Source organism: Acidobacteriota bacterium (assembly GCA_003696075.1).
Taxonomy (GTDB): domain Bacteria; phylum Acidobacteriota; class Polarisedimenticolia; order J045; family J045; genus J045.
This window is the reverse complement of the sequence record RFHH01000164.1, coordinates 36,662-59,702: the sequence shown is the minus strand read 5'-3', so window position 1 is coordinate 59,702 and position 23,041 is coordinate 36,662. Positions and strand designations below refer to the sequence as shown.

Sequence of the window (23,041 nt, the reverse complement as noted above, 5' to 3'; positions counted from 1 at the left end):
CGGCCTGCCCCTCCTTCACGAGACTGCCCCGAGCAGGGCCGCCACGCCCTGGCGCGCCAGGCGGAGGGTGTCGTTCACGTTCGGCGTTCCGTCGCGGATCTGCGCGGAGCTCAGCATCCAGATCCCCGGGATCGCCGGCTCGATGCCGGGAACGCGCCGGGCGAGGCCCGGGGCGGGGAGCGGCAACACGAAGCGCTGCCGCGAGACGCGGAAGGCCTCGATGCGCGCACCTCCCAGCCCGGGGTGCACCCGCTCGAGCCCCGCGAGCAGGCTTTCCCGGATGGCGGAGTCGTCCAGGTCCCAGAACGGATCGTCCCATGGCGCGTAGCGGGGGAGGTAGATCAGGTGGCGGCCTCGGAGGTCGCCCGGATCCACGCAGGCGGTCATCTCGATGACGGCGGTGAACGGCAGCCCCTCGTCGAGCACGTTGGTGACGTAGTAACCGCTCAGCGCGCGGTCCAGCAGCAGAGAAGCACAGATCACCCCGATGTACTCGATCGACTCCAGCTTCTTCCGGGTGTCGTGGTCGAGCTGCGGGCACAGCCGGGCGGCGATGGGAGGGGGCAGGGTGAGGATCACGTCGTCGAAGAGGTCGACGCGATCCCCCACGGCCACCGCGACGCGCGAACCCTCGCGGACGATGCTGCTCACGCCGGCGCCGAGCCGCAGCGTGCAGCCGCGGTCTCGAAGCGCCCGCTCGGCCCGGTCGAGCACCACCGCGTAGCCCCCGCGCACGTAACCGAACCTCTCGCGCTTCGAAGCGCCGCGGCGGGCGGTGTACAGGCGCCGGATCGTGGCCTGGATGAACGCGGCGGAGGCTCGGCCATGCGAGGCCCCGAGCTTGGCCACGAGAAGCGGCTTCCAGAACGCCGTGTAGGCGCGCTTGCCCGACCAACGCACCAGCCAGCGCTCCGCCGTCATCTCGTCGAGGCCACGGCGTCCGCCGTGCGCGGCCCGGAGCACGGTCAGCCCCAAACGGAACTTGTCGACGAGGCCGAGCGCCGGAAGGCGCAGCATGTCGGCGGCGGAGGTGACCGGGAAGAGGCGCCCCCCGGCGAAGCAGCCCGTTCCCGGACGGCTCCAGACCACCCGACCGGCCAGGTCGAGCTTCTCCAGGAGTCCGAGCGTCTCTTCGTCCGATTCGAGGATCACGTGGTAGTGCCTGTCCCACCGGACGGGTCCGAGCGACCAGGCGGCGGCAAGGCCGCCCAGGCAGTCGGCGCGCTCGAACAGGGTGACGCGGCGCCCCGCCTCCGCGAGCAGGAGAGCGGCCCCGATGCCGAGCATGCCGCCCCCCACGACCGCCGTGCCGCCGGCGGGCACGGCCGGGCTCCGTTCCGCTCCGCTCATCCGATCCCGCGCAGCCCGCTTCCGTCGAAAGCGTACCGGCGGCCGCAGGCGCCGCAGCGAAGCTGTTCCGGCGCGCCCGCTTCCCCCGGCCGGGGAAAGCGCACCAGCACCTTGCCGCAGGCGCAGACCAGGCCGGCCGGGCGCGCGGGGTTTCCAAAGACCAGCGAGTGGGGGGCCACGCTCTTCGTCACCACAGAGCCCATACCGACCATCGCGAACTCGCCGATCTCCAGACCGCAGCCGATGACCGCGCCGGCGCCGATGGTGGCGCCGGCGCGCACGCGGGTCGGCAGCGTCTCCTCGTTCGGTTCCGAAGGGAGCAACCGGGAAAGATCCGGGGTGGCGGCCCGCGGGTTCCGGTCGTTGGTGAAGATGGTCCCGGCGCTGACCATGACTCCGGATTCGATCGTGACGGCCGTGCAGATGTAGACGAACGCGTTGATCTTCACCCGGTCGCCGATCTCGACACCGTAAGCGATGTAGCTCTTTTCCCCGATGATGCATTCCCGCCCGATCCGGCTCGGCCCCCGCACGTGAACATGGCTCCACACGGAGGTGCCGTCGCCGATTTCCACGCCGTCCTCGACGATCGCGGTGGGATGGATGAAGACGCTCATCGGCCCGATTCCGGGGAAGGAGCGGCCGAGACCGTCGCTCCCTGGCTCCCGACCGCTTCCCAGCCACCCGACCGGACGGCGCGGTAGGCGGCGGCGATCACCTCGACCGAAGCGAGGGCGTCCTGGTCCGAGACGGCCAGCGGTTCCCGGCCGCGCACGGCGCGAGCGAATCCCGCGAGCTGCTTCCGCAGCGCGCGGATCTTGTCGTAGCCACGGCCGAACCGGATCCACTTCTCGTCCCTGTCCCGGCGGTACCAGGAGCCGCGCCAGCCGACGCGCACGACCCCTGCGGAACCGTAGATGTCGAGATACGACCGGGAGCGCCGGTCGAATCGCCACGACAAGTGGACGCTCGCCATCGGGCCGGCGGCGCACCGCGCGAACATGTGCACCGTGTCCTCCACCCCGCCGGGGGCGGTGAGGGAGATCACGACCGCGCGGACGGCTTCGATCGGTCCCAGCAGGCACCGGACGATGTCCACCGAGTGGGTTCCGTTGTCGATGAGGACACCACCACCGCTGATCGCGGGATCGGCGTTCCAGCGGCCGGTGAGGTCGAGGCGCGAGGTGAAGGAGTTCTCGAGCAGCACCACGTCACCGATCTCACCGCTGTCGATCAGCGCCCTGGCTTTCGGAATGTCGTCGACGTAGCGGAACTTCGAGGCCATGGTGAGCAGAACACCGCGCCGGCGCGCGGTGTCGATCATCTCCATGGCCTCGCGAACGTTCAGCGCGAGAGGCTTTTCGCACAGGACATGCAGCCCTCGTTCCGCTGCGGCCATCGCCTGCTCGGCATGCCAGCAGGGGGGCGTGCAGATGAGCACCGCTTCCGCCCCGGACCCCAGCGCGTCGCGCCAGTCGGATCGCGGCTCCGCCCCGCAGATGTCCGCCACCGCCGCCGCTCGCCTGGGATCGACGTCGGCGACCGCCACGAGGCGCACTTCCCTCAGGCCCGCAGCCGCCGCGGCGTACGCCGAACCGATCCGCCCCGCGCCGATCAATGCGAGGCGCAGTGGATCGGACGCCCGGCCCGTCATCGGCCCCCCTGGCCGAGCGCCTCCTCCAGGCGCTCGAGGACATACCGGGTGTCCTCGTGGTCCATGCGCTCGTTCCAACCGATCACGAGGACGCGCCGGATGAACTCCATGGTGCCGGGAAAGCGCTCCGGGCGGTAGTCGACCGCCTCCGGTCGGGCCAGGGTGAAGGGATAGCGGCTGCGGCCGAAAGTCGCCTGCTCGCGAAACAGACGGCAGGCGAACGCCGGCCGCCCCGTGTAGCCGGCGCTCGCCGCGATGCCCGCCCGTTGCAGGTCCCGCGCGACCTCCTTCAGAGAGCGCCGCGTCGCGTCCCCGGAAACGGTGAGCGGGATGCGCCAGTAGGCGTGCCGGTCTTCCGGCCCGAGGACCGGTGCGGCCACCCCCCGGAGATTGCGGGCGCTCCGGCAGAACGCCTCGGCGGTCTCGGTGCGCGCGTCGAGCAGGCGGTCGAGCTTCCGTAGCTGCGCCAGCGCCACTGCTCCCTGAAGCTCCGTCATGCGGTAGTTGGGCGCGAGGAACTCGTGGTCGGGATCCGGCTCTCCGTAGGGCCACGCCTTGTTCACGAACAGGCGGCACCGGCGGGCGAGCCTGTCGTCGCCGGTCACGACCAGGCCCCCTTCGCCGCACGTGATGTGCTTCCCCTGCTGGAGGCTGAAGCAGGCGAGGGCCCCGAAGGTGCCCACCTTCCGTCCCCGCGTGCTCGCTCCGTAGGCCTGGGCGCAGTCCTCGATCAGGGCGAGGCCGCGATCGGCGGCGACGCGGGCCAGGGGTTCCGCCGAGCCGGGATGCCCGAACAGATGGGTGGCGATCACCGCCCGGGTGCGCGGGCCGATCCGGTCCTCCACGCTGGCGGGATCGAGAAGCCCGGTGCTCGGATCGACGTCGGCGAAAACCGGGATCAGCCCTTGGTAGAGGATCGGAGTCAACGCGCCCATGTCGGTGATCGGGGTGGTGATCACCTCGTCACCCGGTTCCAGATCGAGCGCGGCCAGCGCCGTGTGCACCGCCGCGGTGCCCGAGGAGCAGGCCACGGCGTGCCGGACGCCGAGCCAGGCGGCGAATTCCGACTCGAACTCTTTGACCACCGACCCCTTGGTGGAGATCAGGGTTCCGGCCGCCAGCACCTCGGCGAGCGCTTTCCTCTCCTCCTCACCGAACGACCTTCCGCTGGCGTTCTGGTCGCTCGGGAGCACCCGTGGGGGCGGGCTCGCTTCGCTCATAGGAAATCTCCTCGGCCTCGCCGCCGGGAGCGGGTCCCTTGCCGGCGCGGCGTGTCAGTTTCCACCAGACCAACTGGGCCAGGAGCGCCAGATGGCGCAGGATCGTCGGGAGCGCGCGCAGCTTCGAGTGTCCCAGCAGGCGCGCTTCGAGGACCGCCGGCACCTCGGCGAGTCGGGCGCCCCGCAGATCGAGACGCACCAACATCTCGGTCATGCCCATGAAGTCCCCCCGCTCGAGTTCCAGCGGAAGGACCAGCGACCTCCTGTAGGCCCTGAAACAGCTGGTGTAGGTGTGCAGTTTCTGCCGGAACAGCGCCCGGTACAGGCGCGACAGCGACCGCGACAGGAAGAGCCGCCAGCCCGGGACGTTCCGCACTTCGCCCAGGAGGTGATACGGGGAGGCGGTGACCAGGGCCACGCCGGGGCGCAGGCGATCGAGAAGGCGCCCGATCTCGTGCGGATCGTAACTGCAGTCGCAATCGATCGACACGACCAGTTCGGTGTCCGCGTTGCGCAACCCGGTGAGCACCGCGGCCGCGACGCCGCGGTTGGTGTCGTGCCGGAGGAGCCGGCAGTCGTCGCTCCCGCCGAAGAGCGACTGCAGAACCTCCCAGGTGCGATCGGTGCTGGCGTCGTCGACGAAGACGAAGGACAACCGGTACCGGCCGCGGTAGGCCTTCCGAACGCTGGCGAGGGTCTGGGCGAGGTAAGGGAGGACCGCCTCCTCGTTGTAGCAGGGCACCACCACCGTGACCCGCTCGGCCGGGCGTTCTTCCCGCGCCGCCGCGGCGGGCCGGGCCGCCGGCCTGGCCGCGGGCTCGGCGAAGGTGCGGCGTCCGGCGGCCATGCGCAGGTGCTCCGCGATGCTCGTGGCCGTGGCGCCTTCCAGGTGCCGTTGCAGAAAGTCCCGCATGCGGTGCAGGTTCCGGTACTGGCGCAGGCGGGGCAGCCAGCCCGCGGCGGTGATGCGCGGCTGGTCGGGGTCGAGGTCCCAGACATGGAAGTACATCACGAAGGGCTGTGTCGTGGAACGCCGCCAGGCGGCCATCCCGAAGCGCAGCCAGGCGCGCGGCAGTTGGCGCAGGTAGTTGCCCCCGGCGATCGGCCAGTCCAAGCCGGCGAGCCGGACCGTTCCGGGCGGGACCTCGATCAGGCGCCTTTCTCCCCGCTCGATGGCGTGGATGAAGCGCCGCCAGGGCTCGTCCGCGAACCGCCTGAACGCCGGGCACAGGCTGGAGTCGTAGAGGAATCCCTCCTCGGCGAGGATGTCGAGCGCCCAGAGGTCCGCAGGGCCGAACCAACCGTGGGGGATTCGGTAGCCGATGGCCTCCCGACCGGACGCCTGCTCGACGGCGGCCTTCCCCTTCCGGACGTCGGCGCGGAAGCCTGCGGCGTCGAATTCCCGCAGGGGACGGTGATCGTACCCGAGGCACGCTACCTCGTGGCCTGCCTCCGCGACCTCGCGGACGACGGCCGGATGCCGCTCCGCGATCCATCCCGAGACGAAAAACGTCGCCGTGGCACCCACCGATTCGAGGAGTTCGAGGGTTCTCTCGGTGTTGCGCCGGACGCGCGACTCGAAGCGATCCCACCGGCTGGCCGGGATGTAAGCGCGCAGGGCCTGGACCTGGAAGTACTCCTCGACGGCCACCGTGAGGAGGACGTCCGCGCCTCCACCGCCACCGTCCACCGCGCTTCCCTTCATCGCCCCGCTTCCCCGAGGGTTCCCGTTTCGAGGAACCGGACGATAGCACGGGCGATCGCCTCGGCGCTGTCCGGCCGGCCGAAGGGATTCGCCCCCGGCGCCGGCTCCGGCCGCCAGCCTTCCGCATGGGCCGACTCCAGCGCCCGGCGCAGCGGCTCGGTGCCGCCGCCGATGAGCCTCGCGTGACCGCTGCTGACGGCTTCCGGTCTTTCCGTGTGTTCCCGGATCACCAGGAGAGGCACGCCCAACGACGGCGCCTCTTCCTGGATCCCTCCCGAGTCGCTGACGATGAGCCAGGCGTGCCTCGCGAGGTGCAGGAAATCGGGATACGGCACCGGATCGATGGTCCGGCACCGCGGGGCTCCGGCTAGCGCTTCCCGCACCGCGCGCCGGACCTCGGGGTTCGGGTGCACCGGCAGGATCAGGACGACGTCCGGGTGCCGGTCCACGAACTCCCGCAGGCAGGCCAGTCGCTCCCGCATCACGCGGCCGAAGCTCTCCCGCCGGTGGGTGGTGACGAGAAGGAGTTTGCGCCCCTCCGCCTCCGCGACCAGGTCCTGGACCGCCGGCGACGGTGGAAAGCGCTCGAGCACCGCGTCGAGCGCGGAGACGACCGGATTGCCGGTGACCAGCACCGCCTCGCGCGGCACCCCCTCCGCGACGAGCCTCTCGGCGTTCCCGGCGGTCGGAGCGAAGTGAATCGTCGCCAGCCGCGTGATGAGGGAACGCTGCATCTCCTCCGGGAACGGGTGGTCGTCGTTCCCCGACCGCAGCCCCGCCTCGACATGGGCCACCGGGATCCTCTCGTAGTAGCCGGCCACCGCGCCGGCGAAGGCCGAGGTGGTGTCTCCCTGCACGACGAGGAGCGAGGGGCGGCGGCTCCGGAGCAGGGGGGCCAGGCCGGCCAGGATCGCGGACAGCACCTCGGTGGGCCGCTGGCCCTCCGTCATGACCCCGAGGTCCGCTTCCGGGGTGATCCCGAGCGGCCCGAGCAGGGGGGCGACGAGGTCGTGATGCTGGCCGGTGAGGACGAAGGAGGCTCGAACGGAGCGAGACAGCCGCCGCAGCGACCACAGCACCGGAGCGAGCTTGATCACTTCCGGGCGCGTCCCGGCCAGCAGGATCACGTCCGGTCTCGGTGACGCCGGCCCCTTCGACAACGCCCACCCTCCGGAATCGGGCCGCGGCCCCCCCGGCAATATTCGGCAGCGGCGGGAGGGCGGGCAAGGGCCGCCGGATCAGCCCTCCCCGGACCCCGCGGGGGCGGCCCGCCGCGCGCGCCACAGCGCCAGCGCGCGTTTCGCATCTCCGGCCCGCACGTAACCGGTCGCCGCCAGCAAAAGGGGGAGCGAGGCGACGGCGAGGAGGCGAAGCGCCACCGAGCCGATTCCGTGGCCCCGAATCATCCGCTCGGCGACCCACCACACCGCCGTTGCGGAGGCCGCGAGGTGGGCGAAGCGCAGCCAGGAGAACGACAGCGGGCCGAGCGCGCGCGAGATGAAAAAGACGAGGCCGGATCGGACCGCATAGGTGGCCACGGTGGCCCCCGCCGCCCCCATGGCCCCATAGCGCGGAATCAGAAAGAGGTTGGCCCCGATGTTGAACACGGCGCTCGCGCCGTTCACCAGCATGAGGTACTCGGTCCGGCGCCGGGCCAGAACGTTGATGTCGAAGTGGTAGTAAAGGCCCATCAGCACGTGGGCGCAGGCCACCAGCGGCACCACCCGGGCCGCCGGCCAGTATGCGGGATCGCTGGCTGCGAGCCGCACCACGTCGGTCGCCAGAACGGATGCGGCGAGGGCGGCCCAGGCGAGGAGCGCGGTGAAGTAGGAGAAGATCCGGCCGTAGAGGCCCTCGGCCTCGGGTCCCCAGTTGTCCAGCCGCCGCGGCGCCCAGATCTGCCGGAAGGGGACCGTGACGAACTCGTGGATGACGCTTCCGAGCTTGTAGCCCAGCGCATAGAGACCGGCATCCGCGAAGGAGCGGAATTCCTTCAAAAGGTAGCGATCCGCGGCGACGAGAATGTACGAGGCGAGGTTGGAGGGTATCAGCGGAAGCCCGAAGCGAAGCATCTGCGGCACGAGCCGCCAGTGTGGCGTCAACCCCCACCGCAGGAAGAAGATCGCCGAGAGCACCGCTACCAGAACGATGTTGGTGGCGAGTGTCGAGGTGAGGATCGCGGCGACCTTCCACCCCGAGACGAGAAGCCAGACGTTGAGGACGACGTTCAGCCCGAGCCGCGCCGATGCCACCGTCAACAGCGCGACGCTCCTCTGGGAGGCGCGCAGGTAGCTCAGCCACACGGCGAGCAGGAGATCGAAGTAGAGCCCGCCGAGGGCGAGGAGGACCAGTCCGGACTTGCCGGCGTCGTCGAGGATCGCCCGGGCCAGCGCCGGGCTTCCCGCGGCGGCGGCTCCGATCGGTGCGGCGCTGACGAGGGCCAGGCCGCAGAACACCGTCGCCACCGTATGGAATCTCTCCCGCTCGGATCGTCCCTCGACGTAGAAGCGGATCACGACGTCGCCGACCCCGATCCCCAGCAGGATCGCCAGCACGGCCGTCAGCAGGTAGAGGATCTCGAGGGTGCCGTAGTCGGCCGGCGTCAGGAACCGCGTGTAGACGGGTAGCATCAGAAAGGCCACGGCGCGGTTGAGAACGTTCGCCAGGCCGTACACGGCGGCGTGCCGCGCGATCGTGGCCGTCTCGCGGGCGGCCCGGGAGGGTCCCGGGGAGTTTTCCGAGGGCGCGCGCGGCGCCGCGGGCCGATCAGGCATCGTCGAGAGGAATCTCCCGGATGGTGAAGCGATACTTGCCGCCGGGGGTGGGCGCGATCCGTCCGACCTTCTCGAGGTCGAAACGCATGCGATCTCCGAACCGCCGCCGCACCAACTCGGCGATCGTCGAGACCGACCCTTCGCCGAACGACGGCGCCGGGACCACCCGGATCCGGAGGTGATCCCGCCGGTCTTGCACGATCTGCATCTGCTCGATCCCGGGCACCATGTTGGCGAAGTTCTCCGTGAGGGAGATCCCGGAGATCAGTTCGCCTTCGGGCGTGACAAGGTAGTCGGCCACGCGGCCAGCGATGCGGGAGAGGAGCGGATAGCTCCGGCCGCAGGGGCAAGATCCTGCCGCCGGGACCGCCATGTCCCCGACTTCGTACCGGATCACCGGCATGGCGCGATTGGTCAGGTCGGTCACGAGGACCCTCCCGGGAACGCCGGGCCCCGCCGGCCGCCCGTCGGCGTCGACGACCTCCACGACCAGGGTGTCGGTGTTCACGTGCAAGCCGCTGTGGGCCTCGCATTCGCTCGCGATCAGGCTGACCTCCTCACAGCCGTAGCGGTCGAAGACGGGGCACTCGAAGACCTCACCGATGAGCCGCCGCTCGTGTTCGTGGAGAACCATGGCGGTGCTGAGGACGGCTCGCGGGCGGAAGGTCGGCCAGCCCGCGTTCCGCCATTCGCGCGCCAGCAGGTACAGGCTGTGGGCGTGTCCGAAGAGGAGCGTCGGAGCGATCTTTCGCACGCGGGAAGCGAAGGCAGCGACCTCGGCGGAGTCCATCTTGAGAGTGTCGAGAAAGATCATCCTCTCGAGCAGGCGGTTGCGAAGACGCCCGCGCCAATGGGCCAGATGTTCGGGATTGCCCCACAGCGCCGCACGCCACTCCCCGAGGCGCCACCCGGTCCAGCCGTCCCGATAGAGGGTCACGCCCCGTTTCCACTGCGACGAGGGGATGTCGACCACCAACCGGAGCGGCGAGCCGGTCGAGCCCGAGGTCTTCCTCGGCTCGGTACGCTCGTCGGGGATGGTCCTGGCCCGCAGCTCCGCCGCGGAACGCTGGATGTCCGACTTGCGGAGCACCGGGAGCCGGCGCAGGTCGTCCCACTCCCGCAGGTCCTCGGGGGCGAAGCCGATCTCGTCGAAGCGGCGGCGATAGAACGGGGTTTCCCGGTAGGCGTGGGCGACGATCTCCCTCAACCGCTCCCACTGCCGCGCGAGCCGGGATTCCAGGCCCTCCGCTTCGCGACCGGCCAGTTCGCGGGCCACCCGGAGGTACGGCGAGGATTCCCAACGCGCCCACAGGGGGGCGACGATTCCCCTGACCACGGCGGCGGCGATGCGGCCTTTCGGCTGAGGAGTCGTCATTCGTCCGCCAGGACGTGGCGCGCGCGCCTCCGCCGGCCGGCGCGGAGCTCCCGCGCCCCGCGGCCGGAGCTCACCCGGCGCCGTTCCGCACGGCAAGCATAGTGCCTCGCGCCTCGTGAACCAACGGTGCGACCGGCGGTGTTTCCCCGGACGCGTGGCACCCGTCAGGGCGTCTCGACGTCCCCTCGCCGGTTATTGCGCACGGGGCTGGGAGGCGCGTTGCCTCCGGTGTCTTCGAAGACGAAATCGACGGCTTGACTGCGGTCGAGAGTCACGTTCTGCGTCGACGATGCCGAGCCGTACCGGACCGTGACGGTGTAAGGATTGTACTCGGTTCGGTCGGCGCCGGAGGCCCCGGCCCGCCGGTATTCCGGAAGAGCCGTGGTCCAGGTCCCGTCGGAGCCGGTCGTTCCGGTGGTCGTGCCGCCGCTGGCGTCCGTGACCGTCACCTGGGCCCCGCCGAGGGGCGCTCCGCTCCCATCGGTCACCCTCACGGTCAGATACCAGCTCACGGTCACGTCCTTGGTTCCGGAGCCGATGAACTCCATGTCGTCGACGTCGGCGCCCGATTCGTAGGACGTGTCGCGCAGCTCCAGGCCGCTCTCGGTGCCGTTCCAGTAACCGATGCGCACGCTCCGGAAGTCCGCTCGCGCAGGGGTTCCGCGGCGGAGAGTGTTGCCGTCGAGGAGGATTCCGCTGGTCGACTTGCCGTCGAAGTCCCCGAACCGGACGATCGTGTGATTGCCCTCGAGAACATTGTTGCGGGCCACGGTGTTCGAAACGGCCAGCGTCTCCTCGAACAGCAACGCCTGTCCGGTCCGGCCGGCGCCGACCACCTGGGAGCGGATGACGTTGTTCTCGATGACCACGTCCTCCCCGGAGGACCGCAGCGTCGCGGTGATGCCGTTGGCCTGGGAGACGAGCGATTCGTCCGTGTACGCGGTGATCTCGTTGTCGTGGATGTGGATCCGGAAGTTGCCCTTCGGCGGGTAGGTCCGCAGCCGGATGCCGGCCACCTGCAGCGACTCGGGGCCGAACTCGTGATTGGCTTTCTCCTTGACGCTGATCGTGTTGCCGTAGATCTCACCGTCGCTGTTGGTACCGTCGGTGCCGGCCGTGTCGATCAGGAGGCCTCTGCCGAAGACGGGGGCGATGACGTTGTTGCGAATGGTGAAGTTCCGGCATCCCGTCATCCCGATCCCGTACCCGTTGGTCACTTTCTCGTGGTTCTTGATCGTGTTGTTTTCGATCAAGATCCGCGACCCGGAGCCGCTCTCCGCATACCGGCGGTAGAGCGCGATTCCCTGCTGGGCGCCGCCCTCGATCGTGCTGTTGCGGATAACGACGTCGCCCTTGGTGCGGGTGGCGTTCACGAGGGCCACCGGCGACATGCGGTTGAACACCCCGAGCGATGTCGCGGTGATCGTGGAGTTTTCGATCGTGAGTCCGCCGCCCCAGTAGTAATCGAGCGTGTTCGAGTTGATGGAGTTCGTCTCGAGGGTCACACCCGTGATGGTCAGGTCGGGCCCCTTGGACTTCACCGCCGCCGAGCGGACGGCCTGAGCGCGGCCCTGCCGCAGCACGCCGTTCTTGATCGTGAGTCTCGCTCCGTGCTTCACCTGGCCCGGCGGCAGGTCGGGGAACAGGTCGGGATCCTGCCAATCGTAGCTGGCCACCCCGTACTGGAACGCCGGCTTGATGTCGATCTCGTCGCACCACATCTCCGACGAGCCGTGCAGTTCCAGCTCCACGTAGACCTCGGTCGCCGCCGCAGGTTTGAAGCGCGCCTCGAGGGCGAAGCCCCTGTTGATGCCGGTGCGGCTGCTCTCCGCGACGACGGCCCCGTCCGACGTGCGCCGCACCCGGAGCGTGGCGCTGTCGCTGCTCGTTCCGCGGACCCAACCGAAGGCGATGTAGGTCTGGTCGCCCGGCAGGGTGACCGGCGCCGACCGCAGCGTCTGGACGGACGACGCCGTCATGTCCACATGGAGTTCCCAGTTCTCCCAGTACCACTGGCGGGCGGTGCGCCGCGCTCCCGGGGCCGCGCTCAGGTCCCACTCGGCCGGCGTCGCGCCGCTGCCTTGCTCGAAGCCCGCGTTCGGGACGCGGACCACGGGAGCGTCGCCGAACACGACGGTGTGGCCGTTGAGGTCGAGGGTGATGTCGTCGGCCGCGATGACGAACGCCGTGCCCGGGGCGGTGAAATCGGCGGTGACGACGTAGGTTTCGCCGGGCTGGTCGAGGACCGCCGGCCCGCTCACCGGCGTCTGACCCGCCACGGGTGCGATCGCCGCCGCGATCGTGACGGCGGTGCCGGCCAGGAACCGCCGGCGATCGAGACGCAACGCGCGCCGGAAGGACTCGATCCTCGTCCGATTCACCCTCTCGGTCCTCGCCGTTCGGTCGCCGGAATCCAGGGGTCCGCCCACCCGGTCCGGCGCCGGATCCTATCCGATTAAGCAAAACTACTGCCAACCGCCTTCCGCAGGCCAATCGCGGCGATCCCGGAGTCATCGGCGAGGGCGCGGGCTACGAGCGCGAGTCCGCGGGCGAGGCGGCACGTCCGCGGGACCCGGATCGAGGTGCGGGTCGACCGGCGGCACCGGCGGGGTTTCGTTTCGAGGTTCGATGGTCGGTCGTCGCCTGCGCGGCGGTGCCCCGAGGCAGGCCGCCGTCGGGTGGCAGGATCGTAACCGGCGGGACGAGAGCGTAACCCCGTGTGTTCCGGAGCTCTCAGCGAAACCGGCGCACGGCCCGCCGGGCGAGCACGAGGGCCGCTCCCGCCGCGAACCGGACCCGGTCGGCCGCGCGGAGCGCGCCTTCCCGCCGGAGAGTCTCGCGGAAGACCCGAGCCGCCTCGAGGTCGCCTCCGGCGAGGGCCTCGCGCATCCGGCGCCGGCGGCCGATGACGATCCGGCGCTCCGCCGGGATGGGGAGCCGCCGTCCGAGCCGGGCTGCGGCTTCCTCGCAGGCCTTGAAGCAGAGCGCGTCGTAGTGGAGCACCCGCTCCGGATCGCTTCCCTGCGTGATCGACCGGGCGTGGTTCCGCCTCAGGCAGAGCGGTTCGTCGATGCAGGAGATCGGATAGAGCATGGCGATCCGCAGCCAGCATTCGAAGTCCTGCGCTTTGAGCAGCCGCTCGTCGAACATCCCGCAGCGTTCGAGGGCCTCCCGCCGGAGGACCGCCGCGCTCGGGGGGATCGGAAACGCGCTCATGTAGAGCTCATCGAACACGTCCTCGGCTTCGCGGCGGCGGAATTTCCGGGTCGAAATCGGCCGCAGGTTCTCGTCGCAGTCGACGACCTGCGCGTAGCAGAGGCCGATGTGGGGATGCCGGGCGAACTCGGCAGCGGCCCTCTCCAGGTGCCGTTCGAGCCAGGCGTCATCGGCGTCGAGCAGCGCCACCAGCGGCGCATCACCGGCGCGGATGCCCGAGTTGCGGGCTGCCGGCAGCCCTCGGCACCTCTCGTGCCGGACCAGGATCACGCGCTCGCCGAACGATGCGGCGACCTCCGCGGTGCGGTCGGTCGATCCGTCATCCACGACGATCACCCGTTTCGGAGCGAGAGTCTGCCGGAGAGCCGATCGCACCGCTTCCGCCAGGAAAGGCTCTGCGTTGTGGGCCGGGATGACGACGTCGATCTCGTTCATCGAGGGTCCATGCCCCGCGGCCGCCGGCCACCGGCGGTCTGGCGGGCGCTGCGGATTATCCACCACATCCTCCGCCCGGCACGCGCTTCCGAGCCGTCTCTGGCGCGAACGGCTTGCCGAAGGTAGTAATGCCACGATGGACAGGCGTTCCACGATCGGACCCACGGGGGGCGGACATCCGGTCCGGGTCGCACGGTGCCAGGGCCGGCGACCGGCGGATGCGACGCACTGACGCGATGGCGGTCCGCTCCTTCGAGACGGACCCCCGCCGGGAGCCGGGAACGCGCCCGGGGCGGCGCCGCACCGCGGGCTGGCTCCGCACGCTCCTCGGCGGCGGCGACGGGCCGGTCAACGCGGCCGTTCCCTGGCTCGCCCTGTACATGGGCGTGTTCCTCATCCGCCCGTGGGAGAGCCTCGTCCCTTCGCTTCAGGCGATTCCCTTCGAGAAGGTGGTCGCGCTCGTCGTTCTCGCGCGCGTCTTCGTCGGGCGCGAGTGGCGCTGGCGGCGGGGATCGATTCCCTGGGCGGCCGCCGGTTTCCTCGCGGCGTTGCTGGTCGCCACGGCGCTGGCCCTCGAGCCCGGGAGGAGCTGGGCGACCACGTCGCAGACGGCGAAGACGGCGCTGTTCGCGCTGGCGATGTGGGGGGCGATCCGGCGGCCCGCCGACATGCGGGGGCTCGCCCTGTGCTGGGTGGGCTGGATGGCCCTCTACCAGTCGAAGGCGCTCTGGGAATACGCGATGCACGGGCGCGGCGTCTACCGCATGGGGATCTGGCGGCTGATCGGCATCGAGACCACCTACGGCGATCCGAACACCTTCGCGGCGAAGACCGTCCTCGTGATGCCCTTCCTTCTCGCCCTGTGGCGGACCGAGCAGCGGCGCTGGCTCCGGTGGGTCCTGGCCGCGGCCGCGGTCCAGTCGGTGGCGGTCGTCGTGCTGACCGGTTCGCGGGCGGGGCTGATCGGGCTCGCCGCCTGGGCGCTTGCCGCCTTCTGGTCGTCCCGGCGGAGGTGGCGCGCGGCCCTGGCCCTCGGCGCGGCGGCGCTGGTTCTCGTCATCTGGATTCCCGATCCCATCGTCGAGCGCTACCAGACGCTCCTCGATCCTGAGTTGAACAAGTCGGCCCACGAGTCGGCCGAAGGCCGGCGGATCGGGCTGCTCAAAGGGTGGGCGCTGTTCAAGATGCGGCCGCTCGCCGGGGTCGGGCCGAACTGCTTCACCATCAGCCATCTCTATCTCGGCCGGCTGTCCTTCGAGGTGGTCGGCTTGCAGCCCCACAACCTTCCGGGCCAGCTGCTCGGGGAAACCGGCCTGGTCGGCCTCGTCGGGTTCGCGGCGTTCTGCGCCGCCTGTCTGGGAACGTGGGGCCGTGCCCGGCACAGGCTGCGGCGCGCCGCGCGGAGCGCGCGAGGCGATCCGGCAGAGCGGCTCGCGGAGCTGGTCGACGCCGCGGGAGCGAGTTTCCTCTTGATGCTCCTGTTCGGAGTTCCCGGCCACAACCTGTACGAGTACAACTGGTTCTGGTTGGGGGCCTTCCTGGGTGCCGGCGCGGAACTGGCCCGCGATGCCGGGGACACGGCGGCCCGCTCGCGGCACCTCATTCCCACCCGTCCGCGAGTCCGAGCAGCTCGGCGCGGAGGCGGCTCAGCGGATAGCCCATCGCCACCGGGTTCCTCCTGAGCTCGAAGCGCGGGCTACCGGATCGGTTGGGGCCGGGGACGGTGGTGGCCGCCCAGGCGGCATCCAAGGCACGGAGAACCGCGATGCAATCGTCCGTGTAGTCGCCGCGGGAGCCGTTGGGGTAGGCGAACGGAATTCGACCCGTCACGCCTCGCGATCGAAGCTCGGCGAACGAATCCTCGATCTCCCGCTGCATCGTCTCCAAGGGTTCCCGCGACAGGATGGCATGGTGGGCGGTGTGCGCCCCCAACGTGTGCCCCGCGGCGGCGAAGGCGAGGAGTTCGTCCCAGTGGGCGGGGCCGAGGAGGCGCAGCACGCGCGAGCGTTCCTCCGGCGGAAGCTCTTCCCACGCCCGCTGCAACCGCTCCCGGTACCGGGCGGAGGGCAACTCCTTCCAAGCCGCCGGCCGCTCCAGCAGCTCGCGGAGGCACGGATCGCTCGCCGCCGCGCCGCTCCTCCCCGGTGCGCCGAGGAGGCGGAGAGCGCGGAGAGCGTCCGCCGGGAACGGGCGGTCCGTTCCGATGTGACCCGTGGTCACGAACAGCACCGCGTGGACGCCGCAGGAGTCGAGGACCGGTTGCGCGAGTTCGACGACGTTCCGCGCCCCATCGTCGAACGTGACGAGCACGCTCAGTCCGTCCGGGTCCCAGACGAGGCCCTCCCGCGCGTCGAACCGGAGCTCTTCGGCCGAGGCGAACCGAGCCCAGCGGCGCAGGGCCCGCAACTGCCGGGCGAGCTGCCGTTCCGTGACGTAGTAAGGCGGCACCAGCGGCTCCGCCGCCGCGGCGTCGGCGACGACCCCGTGGTAGGTGAGGATCCGCAGCGCGCCCTCCTGACGGGCCCTCCGGGCACCGAGGGCGACGCGCAGCCACCAGAAGGCGTGGCGGAGCAGACGCGCCGTGGCTGAGCGTCCGAGCGAGCTCACCGGCCGCCCTCCGCGCGGCGGTCACCCGCGAGTCGGGCACGCAGGCGGCGCCGGAGGCCGGAGGCGAGCGCGCGCAGGCGGAGTTCGGCCCGCCCGGGGAGGCGGCACGCGGCTTCCAGCGTGACCAGCGTGCGGGTCTCGGTGGACCAGCGCGCCTTGTACGGCTCGTCGCCGCGCAGGAAGTCGAACCACCGCAGGCCCTCGCGGACCGCCTCCTCCATGCCGAAGAGCACGAGCAGTTCTCCCACTCCGTAGCGGCGGAACTCCGGATCCCAGCCCGATTGCAGATAGCTCGCGGTGCCGTCGCGGTGAAAGGCGAGCAGAGCGCCGATCGGTCTCCCGCGCGCGCGGCACACGTGGAGGCGCAGCCATCCACGTTCCGCGGCCGACCGGCAGAAGGTGCCGAGGAAGCGGCGCTTGACAGGGTCGCCGAGCGTCCCTTCGCTGCCACGGCTCCGCCAGCGGGCCGCATGAAGCGCGAACAGGATCTCCAGGCCCGTGCCGACGTCCTCGGCGCCGGTGATCGTGGAAAAGGCGGCGCCTTCCCGCTGTTCGAGATCCCGCCGGCGCCGTCTCACGTCGGCCCGCCGCTTCTTTCGGAGCCGGCGGAGGAGGTCTTCCGGATCGGAGGGAAGCCGCGCCACGGGCGCCTCGATGCCGGCGGAGGCGACGACGGTCCAGCCGCGCCGGTCCGCCGCTCGACGTGCGGCCTCCACCTCGGGTCCGCGATCGAGCATCGCCAGCCTGAGGACGCGCGCCCGCCGGAGCTCCGGCTCGAGGAGGCCCGCCGCCGCGTCCCAGAGTCGATCCAGCTCCTCCGCTCTCGCGACGAGACCGAGGTGGTCGCCGGAGGCGAGCGCCTCCCCCGCGAATTCGATCCTCCGGCCGTCCCGGCGCCGTGCCAGCGGGAGGAGCCCGATCAGCCGCCCGGACTCGCGGAAGGCGAGGACCAGCGGTCGGAAGCGGTCCGCCAGGACCTCGTACCAGGTGAGCACCCACTCGGGGGTCCGAAACAGCGGCGAGCCGGGACAGCGTGCGAGCAGGTCGTCCCACTCGGCGCGGAGAGACCCGACGCTCTCGAGGGTCTCCAGGGCGAACGCTTCCATCGGCGGTGGGCGTTCCGGGGAGAGCCTAGAGACATCGCGCCGCTGGCGCGACGGGGCGAGGCCGTTCGGGACGAGCGTTGATCCGGATCATCGGCACATATATATAGCCCCAGCGGCGACGGCGCCGCCGCGCCGGCGCCCGGGATCCCGCGAAACATGGAGGCGAGTCGTGGAGCTCGACCCGGCTGGTCTGCAGGCGTCGCGGGACAGCGGGCGGCCCCGGCCGGCGGGAGTCCTGGACGGCAACGCGGCCGCGCCGGCTCTTCTCTCGATCGATCTCGAGGACTACTTCCAGGTCGAGGCGTTCCGGTCCATCGTCCAGCGCGATGACTGGGAGTGGTATCCGGCCCGGGTGGCGCGCAACGTCCGCAAGCTCCTGGAAATCCTGGCGCGCCACGAAGCGCGGGCCACATGGTTCGTCCTGGGGTGGATCGCCGACCGCTACCCCGATCTCGTGCGCGAAATCGCCGAGGCCGGTCACGAAATCGCGTGCCACTCCTACCACCACCGGCGGGTCGATTCCCTCGATCCGGAACGGTTCGCGGAGGACACCGCCCTCGCGGTGGAAGCGATCGGATCGGCTTGCGGCGCGAGGCCGGCCGGCTACCGCGCGCCGTCCTTCTCGATCGGGAAGGAAAACCTCTGGGCTCTGGAGGTTCTCGCCGCGCACGGCTTCCGCTACGATTCCAGCATCTTTCCGGTCTATCGCCGGTGCCGCCTTCCCGCGGCCCCCACCGAGCCGTTCGTGGCCCTGACGCCGGGGGGAGACCTGCTCGAGCTGCCGCCCGCGACCCTGCGCGTGGGGAGGCTGCGGATTCCTCTCGCCGGGGGCGCCTACTGGCGGCATCTCCCGTTCGTCCTCGTCCGATGGGGCCTGCGGCGAATGACCCGGGCGCACCGGCGACCCGCCGTCCTCTACCTTCACCCGTGGGAACTCGATCCGGGGCAGCCGCGGTTGCCCGTCGGGCCGGTGACGCGCGTGCGCCACTACCGTAATCTCTCCCGCATGGAGACAAGGCTGGATGCTCTGCTCTCGGTGCTGAGAGCGATGCCGATCGGCGAGTGGCTCGCCTCTCCCGAGAGCCGCCACCTCGCCGTGTACAGCGTCCGAGGGAACGCCCTCGTTCCCGGCTGGGCCGCAGCGGGGACGGCGGCGCCATGACGCGACGTCGTTCGCCCGCGCGCCCCGGCCCACAGACCCCTCCTGCGCGGAGGCGCGTCGCGCACCTGATCGCCAGCAATTTCTTCGGCGGTCCGGAGAGGCAGATCCTGGGGCACGCCGCGCGTCTCGGCCGCTACGGCTGGGAGGCGGTGATCGGCTCGTTCAGGGAGGGCCGGCCGGCGGTCGAGATCGTCGAAAGGGCCCGAGAACGCGGGCGGCCGGCGTTCCTCGTCGATACCGCCTCGCCGTTCAGCCCCGACAATGCGCGCCAGTTGGCCCGTTTCCTGAGCGAGATGCGCGTCGAGGTCCTCGCGACCCACGGCTACAAGGCGGACATCTACGGGCACCTCGCGGCGGCGAAGGTCGGGATACCGCGCATCGCCTTCCTCCGCGGCCTCACCGGCGAGAATCTCAAGGTGAGGTTGTACGAGCGCGCCTACCGCTGGTCGCTCCGGCGGGCGGACCGGGTCGTGGCGGTATCGGAGGCGATGCGGCGGCTGGCGTTGCGGATCGGCGTACGGGCGGAGCGCATCTGCGTGGTCCGAAACGCCGACGTCCGGGAAGACGGCTTCGGTGCCCCGATCGACGTGCGGCGAGCGCTGGGATGGGAAGGAGATCCGCGGCCGGTGTTGATCGCCGCGGGACGGCTGAGCCCCGAGAAGGGACAGGACGTGTTGGTTCGCGCCGTCGCGCACCTGCGGGAACGGGGAAGGCCGGTCCTCGCGGCGATTCTCGGGGAAGGGGCGCGGCGCCGCCGCCTGGAGCGGCTCATTCGGCGCGAGCGGCTCGCCGACTCGGTTCGGCTCGCCGGGTTCCGACACGAGCTTCCCCGCTGGATCGCGGGTGCCGACCTGCTGGTGAATCCCTCCCGAAGCGAGGGGCTGCCGAACGTGATCCTGGAGGCGTTCCGCGTGGGAACCCCGGTGGTGGCCACCGAGGTCGGGGGGGTCCCCGAAGCGGTCGTGGACGGGGAAACCGGGTGGACGGTCCCCCCCGACGATCCGGAGGCGCTCGCGGGGGCGATCGAGCAGGCCCTGCGATCGCCGGCGGAGGCGCAGCGGCGCGCGGAACGCGCCCGGGAACGTCTGTCGCGCGAGTTCGATCCGGAGCGGCAGACCAGGGCCCTCGCCGCCATCTACGACGCCCTCGCTCCTCGGGCCGCCGGCCACGCCGCCGTCGCGCGCGCTGCCGAGCGGCTGTCGGGCGGCGGATGAGCGCGCGCGTGCCACGGGACCGTCCCTCGCGGCAGGGGAGCGGGCCGCCCTTCATTTCCGTCGTCGTTCCGGTGCGGAACGAGGAGGCGACGGTCGGCAGGGTCCTCGAGCGACTCCTGGAGCAGGACTACCCGGAGGACCGCTTCGAGATTCTGGTGTGCGACGGAAGGAGCACGGACGGAACCCGTCGAGTCGTCGCGGCGGTCGCCGCTCGCGACACGCGCGTCCGCCTGCTCGACAATCCGGGCATCCGCAGCTCCGCCGGAAGGAACGTCGGTTTCCGGAACGCGCGGGGAGACTACGCCCTCGTCATCGACGGGCACGTGGAGATTCCGGGACGTGATCTTCTCCGCACCGTGGCGGAGATCTTCGAGAGGACCGGCGCGGAGTGCCTCGGCCGGCCGCAGCCGCTGATCCCGGTGCCCGGAAGCCGCTGGTCGGAATCGATCGCCTTGGCGAGGGCTTCCTGGCTGGGACACAGCCGGAGTTCGTTCATCTACAGCGACGCGGAGGGGTTCGTTCCCGCGGCGAGCGTCGGCGCAGCCTACCGGCGGGAGGTCTTCGAGAAGATCGGTTACCTGGACGAGGATTTCGACGCCTGCGAGGACGTCGAGTTCAACACGAGACTCGACGAGGCGGGGATGCGCTGCTACATCAGCCCGCGCCTGACCGTCTTCTACCACGCGCGCCGGGACCTTCCGGGGCTGTGGCGGCAGATGTTCCGCTACGGGTTCGGCCGCTGCAAGTTCCTGCTCAAGCACCCACGCCGTCTGACTTGGGAGCAGGCGGCGTTGCCGGGATTCGTGGCCTGGACCCTGAGCGGCCCCGCCTTCCTCCTCGGGGGCCTACCCGCGGCGGCACTGTGGGCCGTGCCCGTAGCCGCCTACGGACTCCTCGTGCTGATCGAGTCGACCCGCCTGGCCCGGCGGCACGGGTGGTGGCGCTGGCCCCACTTCGCGGCGATCTTCCCGGTGATCCACTTCGGGCTCGGCACCGGGTTTCTCTGGTCGCTCCTCAGGCGCGGCCACCTTCCGCCACCCCGATGAGCGGCCCCCTGGCGGCGGCGCCGGGACGCCGGCGGACCGGGCCCGCGCGCATCGTAGCGGCAGCCGCGCTCGGACTCGCCCCGATTCTGGATCCCCTCGGCCCGTCGAGGATTCCCGCGCTGGCCCTCATGCGCGACCTGGCGCACATCCCGTGGGCGGCGGCGCTGGTTCTCCTCCTCGGTTTCGGGCCCGGGTCGGGGCGGCGGCGGGCCGCCCGCGCCGCGGCCGCCGCCGTTTCGGCCGGCATCGCCGTCGAGGCGATCCAGGCGCTCACCGCTTGGGGGACCCCTTCTTTGCTGGACGTCGCCCATGACATCGTCGGGGCCGTGGCCGCCGCCTTGTGGATGGCCGGCGGGGCGTCGCGCCTCGCGGTGGCCGCCGCGGCCGCCGCGGCCCTCGTCCCGGTCGCGGAAGGCGCCGCGCTGTTCCGATCGGAGCGGCTCCGCCACGCGGAGGTCCCGCTGCTGGGACGCTTCGAGCGCCGGGCGGAACTGTACGCCTGGATGGCGCGAGGCCGGTGCCGGGCCTCTCTCTCGGCGCTCTGGTCGGCAGAGGGCCGGAGCAGCCTGAAGATCCGCCGCGCGGGACCGGGACCGGCCTACCTGGTCCTCCACGATCCGCCCGGAGACTGGGGCTCGGCCGAAAGCCTCGCTTTCGAAGCGTGGAACCCCGGCCCGCACACCGTTCCTCTCCGCTTACGCCTGACGGACCGTCGCGGTTACGCGAACCCGGCGACCCGTCACGAGGAGACGATCGAGATTCCGGTGGGGGGCTCCTCGGTGCGCCTGCCGATCGCGCGGCTTCGCCGCACGCCCTCGGGCAGGGATCTCGACCTCGGCCGCCTGGATGCGCTAGTTTTCATCCTTCCGGAGTCGCCGCCGGCGAGCCTGTGGATCGACAACGTGCGGCTGATTCCCGCGAGGCGATGATCGACGTCCGACCCACTCGCGGCGCGACCGCCGCCGGCGCGCGGCCCGGTAGGCCCGGCCGCATCGTGCTCGTCCTGCTGATCGACGAGATCTGCGGGTGGACGGCCGGGACGGAACGCCAGGTGCTGCTCCTCTGCCGGCATCTACCCCGGTGGGGCGTCGCGCCCGTGCTGGCGCTCATGCGGGCGCCTTCCCCGAGGCTGCAACTTCCGGAAGGGAGCGTCGTGCTGGGCGTCTCCCTCAAGCGCTACCTCTACCCCCTCGCGCAGCGCCGGATCGCGAGCTGGCTTCGGGACCTCCGCCCCGACGCACTCATCGCGTTCTTTCCGATGGGGCGGTGGGTCGGGCTCAAGGCGGCGCGTGAAGCCGCCGTTCCGGTCCGAATCTTCGCGCAGAGAAACTTCGGGGCCACCGAGCCGCCGTGGTTCCTGCGAGCCCGGTGGCGGGTGAGCCGCCACGCCACCGAGATCCTGTGCAACAGCCGCCGGGCCGCCGAGATCCTCGCCGGCGAGGCGCCGGCGTGGGCCCCTCCCGTCGCCTACTTGCCCAACCTCGTCGAGATCGACGGCGTTCCCCGGGCCGCGCCCGCGGCGGGCTCGCCGGTGACGATCGGGATCGCGGCCAACCTGCGGCCGGTGAAGCGCGTCGACATCTTCCTCGAAGCCGCGAGGCGTCTCGGACCGGAAGAGGCGCGGTTCGAAGTGGTCGGCGACGGGCCGGAGCGCGTCCGGCTGGAGCGGCTCGCCCGCGAGCTGGGGATCGCCGGCCGCGTCGCTTTCCGGGGACAGCGCGAGGACAGCCGGAGCCTCATGGCGACGTGGCAGATCGGAACGCTCACCTCCGACACGGAGGGCCTGTCGAACACGATCCTCGAGTACATGGCGGCCGGCCTGCCGGTGGTGGCCACCGATACCGGAGGAAACCCGGAACTCGTCGAGCACGGAGCGACCGGGTTTCTCGTCCCGGCCGGCGATCCGGAGGCCTTGGCTGCTGCCTGGCGGCGGCTCGTCGCCGAGCCGGAGCTGCGCGGGCGGTTCGGGGACGCGGCGAGAGAAAAGGCCGCGGAGTTCGAGGCGAGCCGGGTGGCGCGCCGCTATCGCGAGCACATCGCCGCACTCCTCGGCCAGGTGTCGCCGCGCTGAAAGCCGTTCCGGCCGGCGGGCCTCACCCTCCAGGGGCCCCCGCGGCCTCCTCCCAGACCGAGGCGAGGCGGCCGGCGATCGAGTCCCATCCGTGGTGCGCCGTGAC

Annotated in this window: 18 protein-coding genes; 6 read left to right on the top strand and 12 right to left on the bottom strand. The window is 71.2% G+C overall.

The genetic code is table 11. The features are described 5' to 3' along the window. Positions 1–15: 15 nt before the first annotated feature. The 10 genes from D6718_11030 to D6718_10985 all read right to left on the bottom strand — a co-directional run bounded on the left by D6718_11030 (position 16) and on the right by D6718_10985 (position 13,729). Positions 16–1,350, bottom strand: a complete 1,335-nt coding sequence (locus tag D6718_11030) for an FAD-dependent oxidoreductase (GenBank protein ID RMG43956.1) — start codon at positions 1,348–1,350, stop codon at positions 16–18. After that, on the bottom strand, positions 1,347–1,967 hold the full coding sequence (locus D6718_11025) for an N-acetyltransferase (protein ID RMG43955.1): 621 nt from the start codon (positions 1,965–1,967) through the stop codon (positions 1,347–1,349). Before D6718_11025 ends, D6718_11030 begins: the two co-directional genes overlap by 4 nt. Beyond that, complete coding sequence (locus D6718_11020; protein RMG43954.1) at positions 1,964–3,004, bottom strand: gfo/Idh/MocA family oxidoreductase; 1,041 nt, start codon at positions 3,002–3,004, stop codon at positions 1,964–1,966. The genes D6718_11025 and D6718_11020 overlap by 4 nt, the downstream gene beginning before the upstream one ends. Beyond that, positions 3,001–4,224, bottom strand: a complete 1,224-nt coding sequence (locus D6718_11015) for a DegT/DnrJ/EryC1/StrS family aminotransferase (protein RMG43953.1) — start codon at positions 4,222–4,224, stop codon at positions 3,001–3,003. The genes D6718_11020 and D6718_11015 overlap by 4 nt, the downstream gene beginning before the upstream one ends. Then, on the bottom strand, positions 4,154–5,929 hold the full coding sequence (locus D6718_11010; GenBank protein ID RMG43952.1) for a glycosyltransferase: 1,776 nt from the start codon (positions 5,927–5,929) through the stop codon (positions 4,154–4,156). Before D6718_11010 ends, D6718_11015 begins: the two co-directional genes overlap by 71 nt. Beyond that, positions 5,926–7,131: a UDP-N-acetylglucosamine 2-epimerase (non-hydrolyzing) gene (locus D6718_11005; protein RMG43951.1), complete on the bottom strand. Its 1,206-nt coding sequence runs from the start codon at positions 7,129–7,131 to the stop codon at positions 5,926–5,928. Before D6718_11005 ends, D6718_11010 begins: the two co-directional genes overlap by 4 nt. 36 nt (positions 7,132–7,167) lie before the next feature. Beyond that, the gene (locus D6718_11000; protein ID RMG43950.1) at positions 7,168–8,703 is read right to left on the bottom strand and encodes a hypothetical protein; all 1,536 of its coding nucleotides are present in this window, start codon (positions 8,701–8,703) and stop codon (positions 7,168–7,170) included. Then, positions 8,696–10,078 (bottom strand): phenylacetate--CoA ligase family protein, encoded by a 1,383-nt coding sequence (locus D6718_10995; protein RMG43949.1) that lies wholly within the window; start codon positions 10,076–10,078, stop codon positions 8,696–8,698. The genes D6718_11000 and D6718_10995 overlap by 8 nt, the downstream gene beginning before the upstream one ends. 164 nt (positions 10,079–10,242) lie before the next feature. Further along, positions 10,243–12,507 carry a right-handed parallel beta-helix repeat-containing protein gene (locus D6718_10990; protein RMG43948.1) on the bottom strand — a complete coding sequence of 755 codons (2,265 nt, stop codon included), beginning with the start codon at positions 12,505–12,507 and terminating at the stop codon, positions 10,243–10,245. A gap of 304 nt (positions 12,508–12,811) precedes the next feature. Continuing rightward, positions 12,812–13,729: a glycosyltransferase family 2 protein gene (locus tag D6718_10985; GenBank protein ID RMG43947.1), complete on the bottom strand. Its 918-nt coding sequence runs from the start codon at positions 13,727–13,729 to the stop codon at positions 12,812–12,814. Positions 13,730–13,857: 128 nt separating this feature from the next. Here D6718_10985 and D6718_10980 point away from each other — a divergent pair, with 128 nt between their 5' ends. Beyond that, positions 13,858–15,411 carry a hypothetical protein gene (locus D6718_10980; GenBank protein RMG43946.1) on the top strand — a complete coding sequence of 518 codons (1,554 nt, stop codon included), beginning with the start codon at positions 13,858–13,860 and terminating at the stop codon, positions 15,409–15,411. Here D6718_10980 and D6718_10975 read toward each other — a convergent pair. Together D6718_10975 and D6718_10970 are read right to left on the bottom strand one after the other, a co-directional pair. Then, complete coding sequence (locus tag D6718_10975; GenBank protein ID RMG43945.1) at positions 15,329–16,336, bottom strand: hypothetical protein; 1,008 nt, start codon at positions 16,334–16,336, stop codon at positions 15,329–15,331. The two genes, D6718_10980 and D6718_10975, sit on opposite strands and share 83 nt — an antisense overlap. Then, positions 16,333–17,442: a GNAT family N-acetyltransferase gene (locus D6718_10970; GenBank protein RMG43944.1), complete on the bottom strand. Its 1,110-nt coding sequence runs from the start codon at positions 17,440–17,442 to the stop codon at positions 16,333–16,335. The genes D6718_10975 and D6718_10970 overlap by 4 nt, the downstream gene beginning before the upstream one ends. On the opposite strand from D6718_10970, the gene D6718_10965 reads away from it, so the two are divergent. Genes D6718_10965 through D6718_10945 form a run of 5 tightly spaced genes read left to right on the top strand, consistent with a single transcriptional unit; the run spans position 16,991 to position 22,935 of the window. Further along, entirely contained in the window at positions 16,991–18,604 is a 1,614-nt protein-coding gene (locus tag D6718_10965) for a DUF3473 domain-containing protein (protein RMG43970.1), read from the top strand. The two genes, D6718_10970 and D6718_10965, sit on opposite strands and share 452 nt — an antisense overlap. Further along, entirely contained in the window at positions 18,601–19,818 is a 1,218-nt protein-coding gene (locus D6718_10960) for a glycosyltransferase family 1 protein (protein RMG43943.1), read from the top strand. Before D6718_10965 ends, D6718_10960 begins: the two co-directional genes overlap by 4 nt. Beyond that, positions 19,815–20,864, top strand: coding sequence for a glycosyltransferase family 2 protein (locus D6718_10955; protein ID RMG43942.1), 1,050 nt, complete (start codon positions 19,815–19,817; stop codon positions 20,862–20,864). The genes D6718_10960 and D6718_10955 overlap by 4 nt, the downstream gene beginning before the upstream one ends. Then, positions 20,861–21,793 carry a hypothetical protein gene (locus tag D6718_10950; GenBank protein ID RMG43941.1) on the top strand — a complete coding sequence of 311 codons (933 nt, stop codon included), beginning with the start codon at positions 20,861–20,863 and terminating at the stop codon, positions 21,791–21,793. The genes D6718_10955 and D6718_10950 overlap by 4 nt, the downstream gene beginning before the upstream one ends. Continuing rightward, on the top strand, positions 21,790–22,935 hold the full coding sequence (locus D6718_10945) for a glycosyltransferase (protein ID RMG43940.1): 1,146 nt from the start codon (positions 21,790–21,792) through the stop codon (positions 22,933–22,935). The genes D6718_10950 and D6718_10945 overlap by 4 nt, the downstream gene beginning before the upstream one ends. Positions 22,936–23,041: the final 106 nt, after the last annotated feature.